This is a genomic window from Sphingopyxis sp., from assembly GCF_025869345.1.
Taxonomy (GTDB): domain Bacteria; phylum Pseudomonadota; class Alphaproteobacteria; order Sphingomonadales; family Sphingomonadaceae; genus Sphingopyxis.
The window spans coordinates 1-11114 of the sequence record NZ_JAOZVW010000052.1 but is presented as its reverse complement, the minus strand read 5'-3'; the positions used below and the strand labels follow the sequence as shown (position 1 = coordinate 11114).

Annotated in this window: 8 protein-coding genes; 6 read left to right on the top strand and 2 right to left on the bottom strand. The window is 66.3% G+C overall.

From position 1 onward, the window contains the following. A partial coding sequence (locus tag OJI97_RS06035; protein WP_297662069.1) for a BCCT family transporter occupies window positions 1-928 on the top strand: 928 nt, incomplete at its 5' end. Window positions 929-930: 2 nt separating this feature from the next. Here OJI97_RS06035 and OJI97_RS06030 read toward each other — a convergent pair. Beyond that, window positions 931-3006 (bottom strand): M13 family metallopeptidase, encoded by a 2076-nt coding sequence (locus OJI97_RS06030; RefSeq protein ID WP_297662068.1) that lies wholly within the window; start codon window positions 3004-3006, stop codon window positions 931-933. A gap of 234 nt (window positions 3007-3240) precedes the next feature. Between OJI97_RS06030 and uvrA the strand changes: the two genes are divergently transcribed. Together uvrA and OJI97_RS06020 are read left to right on the top strand one after the other, a co-directional pair. Next, complete coding sequence (uvrA, locus tag OJI97_RS06025) at window positions 3241-6135, top strand: excinuclease ABC subunit UvrA (RefSeq protein ID WP_297662067.1); 2895 nt, start codon at window positions 3241-3243, stop codon at window positions 6133-6135. A 228-nt stretch (window positions 6136-6363) separates the two neighbouring features. Further along, window positions 6364-7083 (top strand): hypothetical protein, encoded by a 720-nt coding sequence (locus OJI97_RS06020; protein ID WP_297662065.1) that lies wholly within the window; start codon window positions 6364-6366, stop codon window positions 7081-7083. A 107-nt stretch (window positions 7084-7190) separates the two neighbouring features. On the opposite strand, the gene OJI97_RS06015 is transcribed toward OJI97_RS06020, so the two are convergent. Beyond that, a complete protein-coding gene (locus OJI97_RS06015; protein ID WP_297662063.1) occupies window positions 7191-7553 on the bottom strand; it encodes a putative quinol monooxygenase in 363 nt (120 codons plus the stop codon). Window positions 7554-7689: 136 nt separating this feature from the next. Here OJI97_RS06015 and OJI97_RS06010 point away from each other — a divergent pair, with 136 nt between their 5' ends. From OJI97_RS06010 to OJI97_RS06000, 3 genes are all read left to right on the top strand, one after another. After that, a complete protein-coding gene (locus tag OJI97_RS06010) occupies window positions 7690-8739 on the top strand; it encodes a substrate-binding domain-containing protein (protein ID WP_297662061.1) in 1050 nt (349 codons plus the stop codon). A gap of 166 nt (window positions 8740-8905) precedes the next feature. Beyond that, complete coding sequence (gene pstC, locus OJI97_RS06005) at window positions 8906-10282, top strand: phosphate ABC transporter permease subunit PstC (RefSeq protein ID WP_297662059.1); 1377 nt, start codon at window positions 8906-8908, stop codon at window positions 10280-10282. Further along, window positions 10275-11114 (top strand): DUF3333 domain-containing protein (locus tag OJI97_RS06000; protein ID WP_297662057.1); only part of this gene is annotated, 840 nt, incomplete at its 3' end. The genes pstC and OJI97_RS06000, both read left to right, overlap by 8 nt.

Sequence of the window (11114 nt, the reverse complement as noted above, 5' to 3'; positions counted from 1 at the left end):
GATGGCGGCGTCGATGGGCGCGGGCATATTGGCGATTGCGGGCGGCATCGAAACGCTCGGCGGTTTCGTCGGCGGGATGCCGCTGCGCTGGGCCGTCGCGATCCTGATCGTCGCGAGCTTCCTGATCTCGGCCGCGACCGGGCTGCAAAAGGGCATCGCGGGGCTGTCGGTGCTCAACACCTGGCTCTTCTTCGCGATCATTGCCTTCGCGCTGATTGCCGGACCGACGGCCGAGACGGTCGGCCTGTCGCTGCGCGGCGGCGCCGAATATGCCGCGACCTTCGTGCCCCGCAACCTCGGCCTCGACGTCGACGGCGACTGGAGCCGCCAGTGGACGATTTTCTATTGGGGGAACTGGTTCGCCTGGGCGCCGGTGACGGCGCTGTTCCTCGGCCGCCTCGCGGTCGGCTACAGCGTCCGCGAATTCATCCTGATGAACCTCGTCCTGCCCGCGCTGTTCGGGGCGCTGTGGATGACCGCCATCGCCGGATCGGCGATCGTCCTCGACCAGCAGAGCGGCGCCAGCCTCTATGCCGTCATCGCCGCCAAGGGACCGGACTCGGTGCTCTTCCGCCTGTTCGATGCGCTCGGCGGCGGTCCCGCCCTGACCGGGCTCATCCTCTTCACCATCTTCCTCTCCTATGTCGCCGGCGCCGATGCCAATGTCTCGGCGATGAGCGCGCTTTCGACGCGCGGCATCACCCCCGACGCGCCCGAAGCGCCGATGGCGGTCCAGAGCGTATGGGGGATCGCGGTGGGGCTGGTCGCGGTCGTGCTCGTCGCCGCATCGGGGATCGACGGCATCCGCATGATGTCGGTGCTGGGCGGCGCGCCCGCGCTGTTCGTGATCATCGGCGCGGCGCTGTCGCTGGCCGTGATGACGGTGCGGGGGCAGCGCGCAGCGGCCGCCCCCGTCGTCGCCGATTAACCTCACCAGATCCGGGTGCGGTCCTCGGGCTTCAGATAATATTTGGCGGCCGGTGTCACATTGAACGCCTTGTACCAGGCATCGACGTTGCGCAGCGGCCCGATGATGCGCCAGCGCGAGGGGCTGTGCGGGTCGCTCGCCACCTGCTGCTTGATCGCATCGTCGCGCGCCTTGTCCCGCCACGCCTGCGCGAAAGCGAGAAAGAAGCGCTGGTCGCCGGTCAGCCCGTCGATCACCGGCGCTTCCTTGCCGCCCAGCGAGCGGTGATAGGCGTCATAGGCGACCTCCAGCCCCGCAAGATCGGCCAGATTCTCGCCCATCGTCAGGTCGGGATTGATGAAGGCGCCCGGCGCCGCCTCATAGGTCGCATATTGCGCGCCGAAGCCCTTGGCCTGCGCGTCGAAGCGCTTGGCGTCGGCGGCGGTCCACCAGTCGCGCACCGCGCCGTTGGCGTCGATCTTGCGACCCTGATCGTCGAAGCCGTGGGTGATCTCGTGCCCGATCACCGCGCCGATCGCGCCATAATTGACCGCGTCGTCGACGCTCTCGGCGAAATAGGGCGCCTGCAGGATCGCCGCCGGAAAGACGATCTTGTTCTCCAGCCCGCCGTTATAGGCGTTCACTTCCTGCGGGTTCATCGACCATTTCTTGCGGTCGACCGGCTTGTCGAGATCGGACAGCGCATAGGCATATTCGAACGCCGCGCTGCGCTTGACATTGCCATAGAGATCGGCCGGATCGATCTTCAGCCCCGAATAATCGCGCCATTTGTCGGGATAGCCGACCATGACGTCCATCTTCTCGAGCTTGGCGAGCGCGGCCGCCTTGGTCTCGGGCGCCATCCAGCCGTTGCCGCGGATGCGGTCGCCCATCGCGAGTTTCAGATTGGCGACCAGCGTCTCCATTTTCGCCTTGGCGCTCGCGGGGAAATAGGTCTTCGCATATTCCTCGCCGACCAGTTCGCCAAGGCTGCCGTCGACCAGCCGCAGCCCGCGCTTCCAGCGCGGACGCAGTTCGGACACGCCGCTCAGCGCCTTGCTATATTCGAAGCGGCTGTCGACCCAGTCCTTCGACAGATAGTTCGCCGCATTGTCGGCGACGTGAAATTCCTGCCACAGCCTCAGCGTATCGAGCGGCGTCTTCGCATAGAGCGCCGCGATGTCGCGGATCGCGCTGTTCTCGTTGACGATGATCCGCTTCTGCGGCGCGATGCCCGCCCCCGCGAACCAGGCATCCCAGTCGAGCCCAGGCGCATAGGCGGCGAGTTCGGCCGACGACATCGGGTTGTTGATCTTGCCGATGTCGCGGCGGTCGGCGATCGCCCAGCTGACCTTTGCGACCTCGGTCTCGAACGCGAGGATCGCGTCGGCGGCCTTTTCGGGCGCGGCATCGCCGATCATCTTCATCGTGCGGACGATATAGGCGCGATAGGCGTCGCGTTGCGCCTTGAAGCTGTCGTTCAGATAATAGTCGCGGTCGGGAAGGCCGAGCCCGCCCTGCCCCAGCCACAGCACGTTCATCGTCGGATCGGCGCTGTCGGCATAGGGGCCGCCGCTGACGATCGAGGCGCCGAACGTCCCCTGCGAGGCGCCCATGAAGCGCGCCATCCCGCTCCGGTCCTTGATCGCCTGCACCGCCGCGATGTCGGCCATCAGCGGCTTCGCACCGAGCGCCTCGACGCGCGCCTCGTCCATGAAGCTCTGATAGAGGCCGCCGACCTGGCTCGTCGCCGCGGCGCCGGTGACGAGCTGGCGGAGCTGGCGCTGCGTCAGATTATAGACGTCGTAATCGACGCCCGCCGACGCCTGGTCGGCCGGAATCTCGGTGCGGGCGAACCAGCCACCGTTCGCATATCGGTCGAAATCGTCGCCCGGCTTCACCGACGTGTCGCGCGCGCCGAGATCGACGCCCCATGTGCCGAAAGTCAGCGCTTTCAGCGATCCGTTATCCGAAGCCGCTCCCTCGGTGTCGGCAAGCAACGCCTTCGCCCCGGCGTGATCATGCGCCAGCGCCGGTGCCGCCGCTGCCAATGCGGCCGCAAGCGCGAGGCCGGCGGCCCCTGCAAAAAATTTCGTCATTCCCCAGTCTCCTACGTCTCGTGCGCCGTCCCCCCCGGGAACGACGGACATGACCGCCTTGTCCGCCGGGCGTGCGAACGGGTCAAGCGAGCCGCCGTGCATTGGTCGAAACCTTTGGGATGTTGGTGGAAAGCCTCCGCATTGCGGTGCGGCGGGCGGCATCCTATCTAGGCAGCGAAGCGGCGCGAAACCGCCCCTTGCGTCTCAAGAACAAATCTGGAACAAGCCTCCCCCATGAGTCTCACTCACATCTCCGTGCGCGGCGCGCGCGAGCATAATCTCAAGGGCGTCGACGTCGACCTGCCGCGCGACGCGCTGATCGTCATCACCGGCCTTTCGGGCTCGGGGAAATCGAGCCTCGCCTTCGACACCATCTATGCCGAGGGCCAGCGCCGCTATGTCGAGAGCCTGTCGGCCTATGCGCGCCAGTTCCTCGAAATGATGCAAAAGCCCGACGTCGAGCATATCGACGGCCTGTCGCCGGCGATCAGCATCGAGCAGAAAACGACGTCGCGGAACCCGCGCTCGACGGTCGCGACGGTGACCGAGATCTACGACTATATGCGCCTGCTCTGGGCTCGCATCGGCATTCCCTATTCGCCCGCGACCGGCGAGCCGATCAGCGCGCAGACGGTCAGCCAGATGGTCGACCGCGTCCGCGAGTTGCCCGAGGGCACGCGCGCCTATCTGCTCGCCCCGGTCGTCCGCGGCCGCAAGGGCGAGTATAAGAAGGAACTCGCGCAGTGGCAGAAGGAAGGCTTCACCCGCGTCCGCATCGACGGCACCTTCTACGAGATCGAGGACGCCCCGGCGCTCGACAAGAAATACAAGCATGACATCGAGGTCGTCGTCGACCGCATCGTCGTGCGCGAAGGCATCGAGACGCGGCTTGCGGACAGCTTCGAGACCGCGCTGAAGCTCGCCGAGGGGCTCGCCTATGTCGACCTTGCCGACGGCGTCGTGCCGGGCCGCGAGGAAGAGGATACGGGCGGCGCGATGAAGGGCGCGGGCATCCCCGCGAACCGCATCATCTTTTCCGAGAAATTCGCCTGCCCCGTCTCGGGCTTCACGATTGCCGAGATCGAGCCGCGGCTGTTCAGCTTCAACGCGCCGCAGGGCGCCTGCCCCGCGTGCGACGGGCTCGGCGAGCGGCTGGAGTTCGACCCCGAACTCGTCGTCCCCAACCATGCCTTGAGCCTGAAAAAGGGCGCGGTGGTGCCGTGGGCGAAATCGAATCCGCCGTCGCCTTACTATATGCAGGTGCTCGAAAGCCTCGGCAAAGCCTATGACTTCGCCCTCGATACGCCGTGGCAGGATCTGCCCGGCGGGGTGCAGCAGATCATCCTGCACGGCACCGGCGGCCTACCCGTCGAACTGAGCTTCAAGGACGGCAAGCGCACTTACACGACGCACAAGGCGTTCGAGGGCGTGATCGGGAACCTCAACCGCCGGATGCTGCAGACCGAGAGCGCGTGGATGCGCGAGGAACTGGGCAAATATCAGACCGCGCAGCCGTGCGAGACATGCCACGGCGCGCGCCTGCGCCCCGAGCCGCTCGCGGTGAAGATCGCGGGCGAGGACATCAGCCTGTCCGCGCAGCGCAGCGTCGCCGACGCGCTCGCGTGGTTCAGCACGCTCGACGAGAAGCTGAACGACACGCAGCGCCAGATCGCCAAGGCGATCCTGAAAGAGATCAACGAGCGGCTCGGCTTCCTCAACAATGTCGGGCTCGACTATCTCAACCTCAACCGCACCTCGGGCACGCTGTCAGGCGGCGAGAGCCAGCGCATCCGTCTCGCCAGCCAGATCGGCAGCGGGCTGTCGGGCGTGCTCTACGTCCTCGACGAGCCCAGCATCGGCCTTCACCAGCGCGACAACGACCGGCTGCTCGCGACGCTCAAGCGCCTCCGCGACCTCGGCAATACGGTGATCGTCGTCGAGCATGACGAGGATGCGATCCGCCACGCCGACTATGTCGTCGACATGGGCCCCGGCGCGGGCGTCCACGGCGGCGAGATCGTCGCCGAGGGCACACTCAAACAGGTGCTCGCGAACAAGAAGAGCCTGACCGCCGCCTACCTCACCGGCGCGAAGAAGATCGAGGTGCCGGCGCACCGCCGCCCCGGCAACGGCTTCGACCTGGTGCTGAAGGGTGCGCGCGCGAATAACCTTCGGGGCGTCACCGCGACGATTCCGCTCGGCACCTTTACCTGCGTCACCGGCCTGTCGGGGTCGGGCAAGTCGAGCCTCGTCATCGACACCCTCTATGCCAGCGCGGCGCGGACGCTCAACGGCGCGCGGATGGTCGCGGGGCCGCACGACGCGCTCACCGGGCTCGAGCATTGCGACAAGGTGATCGACATCGACCAGTCGCCGATCGGCCGTACCCCGCGCTCCAACCCCGCGACGTACACTGGCGCCTTCACGATCATCCGCGACTGGTTCGCGGGGCTGCCCGAGGCACAGGCGCGCGGCTACAAGCCCGGGCGTTTCAGCTTCAACGTCAAGGGCGGGCGCTGCGAGACCTGCACCGGCGACGGGCTGATCAAGATCGAGATGCACTTCCTGCCCGACGTCTATGTGACGTGCGAGACGTGCCACGGCAAACGCTACAACCGCGAGACGCTGGAGGTGAAGTTCAAGGGCAAGAGCATCGCCGACGTGCTCGACATGACGGTCGAGGATGCCGCGGAGTTTTTCAAGGCGGTGCCCGCGATCCGCGACAAGATGGCGATGCTCGTCCGCGTCGGGCTCGGCTATATCAAGGTCGGGCAGCAGGCGACGACTCTGTCGGGCGGCGAGGCGCAGCGCGTCAAGCTCGCCAAGGAATTGTCGCGGCGCTCGACCGGGCAGACGCTCTACATCCTCGACGAACCGACCACCGGCCTGCATTTCGAGGACGTCCGCAAATTGCTCGAAGTGCTGCAGGCGCTGGTCGACCAGGGCAACAGCGTCGTGGTGATCGAGCATAATCTCGACGTCATCAAGACCGCCGACTGGATCGTCGACCTCGGCCCCGAAGGCGGCGTCAAGGGCGGCGAAATCGTCGCGGCGGGCACCCCGGAGCAGGTGGTGAAGGAGCCGCGGAGCTTCACCGGACAATATCTGGCGCCGCTGCTCGGAAAATAGGCAAAGCCCCTTCTGTCGGCGGGGAAGGTCCGCCCCGATCGGGGGCGGCGACGGAGCGGGCCGGAGTCGACGGATCGGGCGAGCGTCGAAGATCGCGACCGAAGAAAGGGCAAGTGCAGCGCCCGAAGAAATCCCTCCGTTTCGGCGGGATTACTTACATCGTTGACAACGGTATTTCGCCCTCGCAAGAAGCGGTTGTCGCGTTCTGCGACATTGGGGGAAATGTCTATGAAATCCTTGAGGGTCGCCACCGCTTTGGTGGGCGCGTTCGTCGTGCTCGCTGCAAATGTCCAGGCGCAGGAAGCCTCCGCGCCTGCCGCCGAAAGCCCCGACGCAGAGGCCACGGCCGAAGCCGAGGCCACGCCGGCCGTCGTTCAGGTCGCCGCCCCGGCCCCGACATTGCTGCTGCCATCCTATAGCGAGGTCATTCTGACCCCCGATGCCGAGGCGTCGAGCAAGAAGCTGCGCGAGGGTGACACCGTGCTGATGCACAGCCTCTTCGACGTGATGCACAACGGCGTCGTCGTGATCCCGAAGGGCACGCCGGCGCGCGCCACGGTAACCTGGCGCACCGGCAAGGGCGCGTTCGGCAAGTCGGCGAAGATGGAACTCACCTTCAACGAACTGACGATGGCGAACGGTCAGAAGCTCGGCCTGTCGGGCGTGCACCGGCAGGAGGGCCAGGGCAACACCGGCGCCGCGGTCGGCGCGGTGGTCGCGGTCGGCGTCTTCGGCGCCTTCGTCACCGGCAAGTCGGCGATCATCCCGGTCGGCCAGCAACTGACCGCGCGCACCGCCGACGCGCTGCCTTATGTCATCCCGGCCGGCGCGAAGATCGTGCCGACCGCCGAACTGGCGCCCGCTGCGCCCGCCGCCGTGCCTGCAGCCGAGCCCGTTGCAGAACCGGCTACGAGCCCCGTCGCCACGACGACGCCCACCGCGGGCTGAACCAGCCGCGATCGGCCAGAGGGCGCCCCGGACGGGTTCCGGGGCGCTTTTCTTTTGCCCGTACACGCGCCAGCACCCCCTCCCGCCTGCGGGAGCGGAGTGGAGGATCACCCCCTCAGCTTCGCGGTGACATCCTCAGCGGCATAAATGCGGATCACCGGCGGCTGCGGGGAGAGAGCGCGCATTTCGGCGACGAAGGCACCCGAGGCGGGGACCGCGAAATGGGCGCGGACCGCGTCGATACTCTCCCACTCCTCGACGAACATCAGCCGGTCGGGGTTCTCGACATTGACATGGCAATTATGCGCTAGACACCCCGCCTCGCCGCGCGACCGCGCGCTATGCCCGGCGCCGAGCGCAATCATGCGCTCGCGATGCTCGGGGGTGAGGATGACGTGGCCGGTGATGAGGATCATGATATCCGCCCCTTCGCTGCTTTCATCGGCAAGATAGGGATTTTGCGACGCCATGCCACAGGGCCGTTCATGACACTTATATGACGACTCCTGTCACAAACACGTCACACGAATCCCCCATTGGCGGCTCAGCGAGTCGCCCTCGGGGGTGGTGGCTTGGTTCGGTAACGACCCCCGACAGGATTTTTCCATGGTGAAGAAATTTGCCCTCACCGCTTGCGTCGCGACCGCCGCGCTGGTGCTTTCCGCGTGCCAGGATCAGGCGTCTTCGGGCGGCGCGGCGCGCGATTATATCAGTGCGGTCGGGTCGTCGACCGTCTATCCCTTTGCGACCGCGGTCGGCGAGAAGTTCGCCGAGGCGACCGGGAACAAGGTGCCGAAGATCGACAGCACCGGCACCGGTGGCGGCTTCGAGCGTTTCTGCCAGGGCGCGGGCGGCGACACGCCCGACATCGCCAACGCCTCGCGCCGGATGAAGAAGAAGGAATTCGACACCTGCGCCAAGAATGGCGTCACCGACATCGTCGAAATTCAGATCGGCATCGACGGCATCGCGCTGGGCGAGGCGCAGCGCGGCCCCGGCTTCAAGCTGACCGAGGAAGACGTCTATAAGGCGCTGGCCGCCAACCCCTATGGCAAGCCGAACACCGCCAAGACGTGGAAAGACGTCAACCCGGCGCTGCCCGCGGTCGGCATCTCGGTCTTTGGCCCGCCGTCGACCAGCGGCACCTATGATGCGTTCAAGGAGCTGATCCTCGGCAAGGGCTGCGACGCCAACCCCGAGATGAAGGCGCTGAAGGACAGCGACAAGGACAAGCATGAGGCGGTGTGCACCGGCCTGCGCGGCGCGCCCTTCTATGTCGAGCAGGGCGAGAATGATAACCTGATTATCTCGAAGCTCGACAAGAACCCCGACAGCCTCGGCATCTTCGGCTTCTCCTACCTCGACGCCAACAAGGACAAGATCAAGGCGGTGCCGGTGCAGGGCGTGTCGCCCACCTATGACACGATCGCCGGGGGCAGCTATCCGGGGTCGCGTCCGCTGTTCATCTATATCAAGAAGGCGCATGTCGGCGTCGTTCCGGGGCTCGCCGAATATGTCGCCGAGTTCCTGAAGGGCGCGGCGAAGGACGGCTATCTCGCCGCCAAGGGCCTGGTCATCTCGCCCCCCGACGTCGCGGCGAAGGCCGCAGCGAACGCCAAGGGCATGACCCCGCTGGATGGCGCGGAATTGAAATAACCTCCCCCTTGGTGGCTGGGGCGGATTTCGTCCGGTCCGGCCACCGTTTTTCACGGATCGTCATTGCGAGGAGCAAAGCGACGCGGCAATCCAGACTATGCGTAAACCGCTCTGGATTGCTTCGCTTCGCTCGCAATGACGAAGGTTTTGACCGGATGACGATCAAGTGACCTTCAACGCCGCCGCCTTACTCCTGCTCATTGCGGGCCTTGCGCTGATCGGCTGGCTGGCCGGCCGGGGACGCTCGGCGCTGCTCGCGGGGCGCGCGGGTGCGAAGCTGCATTCGCGCCCGCAATATCATGGCTGGTATGTCGCGCTGTGGCTGTTCGTCCCCGCCGCGATCTTCCTCGCCGTCTGGTCGAGCGTGTCGCCCGCGCTGATCACCAACAGCGTCCTCGCGAGCGACGCGGCGCAGAGCCTGCCCGCCTTCGGCTTCGAGCGCGGCGCGATCCTGTCCGATGCGCGCAACGTCGCGCAAGGCGCGCAGGCGGCGGTGCGCATTCCCGCCGCGGCGCCGCTGGTGAAGCCCTATACGCAAGCGACGCACACCTACGCCTGGATCGGCATCGCCGCGATGCTGGCGCTCGCACTTGCGGGCGGGCTTTATGCCTTTACGCGGATCAAGCCGGATTTCCGGGCCCGGACGCGGGTCGAGAAGATCGTCATGGCGATTCTGCTGCTCGCCTCGCTCGTCGCGATCCTGACGACCTTCGGCATCGTGCTGTCGCTGTTGTTCGAGTCGATCCGCTTCTTTCGCCTCGTCCCCGCGACCGAGCTGTTGTTCGGCACCTATTGGAACCCGCAGAGCGGCGCGGCGCAGCCCGATACGTTCGGCGGCATTCCGCTGTTCTGGGGCACCGTGCTGATCGGCGCGATCATCGCGATGATCGTCGCCATTCCCATCGGCATGATGACCGCGGTCTACCTCACCCAATATGCCGCGCCGCGCGTGCGCAAATGGGTGAAGCCCTGCCTCGAAATCCTCGCGGGCGTGCCGACCGTCGTCTATGGCTATTTCGCCGCGCTGACCATCGCGCCCGCGCTGCGCGAATTCGCCGTCGCGCTCGGCATTCCCAACGCGAGCACCGAAAGCGCGCTCGCGGCGGGCATCGTGATGGGGGTGATGATCATTCCCTTCGTCTCGTCGATGGCCGACGACAGCATCAACGCGGTGCCGCAGGCGATGCGCGACGGCAGCCTTGCGCTCGGCGCCACGCCGAACGAGACGATCCGGCAGGTGCTGATCCCCGCCGCGCTGCCCGGCGTGATGGGCGGCATCCTGCTCGCGGTCAGCCGGGCGATCGGCGAGACGATGATCGTGGTGATGGCAGCGGGGCTTTCCGCCAACCTCACCGCCAACCCCTTCGCCAGCGTCACCACGGTGACCGCGCAAATCGTCAAGCTGCTGACCGGCGACCAGGAATTCGACAGCGCGAAGACGCTCGCGGCCTTCGCGCTGGGGCTCGTGCTGTTCGTCGTGACGCTGCTGCTCAACATCGTCGCGCTGCGCATCGTCAAGAAATATCGCGAAGCCTATGAATAGAGACACCGCCCCCACCGACTGGAAAGGCGCCGCGATGCAGAAGCGCATCGCGGGCCGCTACGCCGCCGAACGCCGTTTCAAGCTGTTCGGGCTGGGCGCGGTGCTGCTTTCGGGCGCCTTCCTGGCCTTCCTCCTCTTCGTGATGGTCGGCAACGGCCTGCGCGGCTTTACCTATACCAATGTCGAAGTGCCGATCGACTTCAAGGCGATGCCGCTCACCGTCGATGCGTCGCGCCTTTCCGATCCCGACGCCGACCGGGCGATCGCCAACGCGGGGCTGGCCGACATCGTCGCTTTCGCCGCCGACGAGGCGCTGGGCGCCGGCGGGGCGAAGCTGATCAGCGAGAATGCGTGGAAGGAAGTCCGCACCGCGATCAAGGCCGATCCCGATCTGCTCACGGCAAAGACGGTCTTTCACCTTCCCGCCGCGTCCGAAGTCGACATCGCCGCCAAGGAAAGCGCCAAGGGCGCGCTCGGCGCGAAGGTCGAGGCGCTGGAGCAGGACGGCAAGCTGTCGACCGGCCTCCACTGGTCCTTCTTCCGCAACGCCGATGCGACCGATCCCGCGGTCGCGGGCATCTGGGGCGCGCTCAAGGGGTCGGTGCTGACGATCTTCATCGCCTTCCTCATCGCGTTCCCGACCGGGGTGCTCGCGGCGCTCTATCTCGAGGAATATGCGCCGAAGAACCGCTGGACCGACCTCATCGAGGTGTCGATCAACAATCTGGCCGCGGTGCCGTCGATCATTTTCGGCCTGCTCGCGCTCGCGGTGTTCATCAACTGGTTCGGGCTTTGTCAGGCGAGCGCGCTTGTCGGCGGGCTGACGCTGGCG

Bases quoted from the DNA above. Each gene is read 5' to 3' on its own strand.
- OJI97_RS06030 (WP_297662068.1), bottom strand. From the start codon at position 3,006: ATGACGAAATTTTTTGCAGGGGCCGCCGGCCTCGCGCTTGCGGCCGCA.
- uvrA (WP_297662067.1), top strand. From the start codon at position 3,241: ATGAGTCTCACTCACATCTCCGTGCGCGGCGCGCGCGAGCATAATCTC.
- OJI97_RS06020 (WP_297662065.1), top strand. From the start codon at position 6,364: ATGAAATCCTTGAGGGTCGCCACCGCTTTGGTGGGCGCGTTCGTCGTG.
- OJI97_RS06015 (WP_297662063.1), bottom strand. From the start codon at position 7,553: ATGGCGTCGCAAAATCCCTATCTTGCCGATGAAAGCAGCGAAGGGGCG.
- OJI97_RS06010 (WP_297662061.1), top strand. From the start codon at position 7,690: ATGGTGAAGAAATTTGCCCTCACCGCTTGCGTCGCGACCGCCGCGCTG.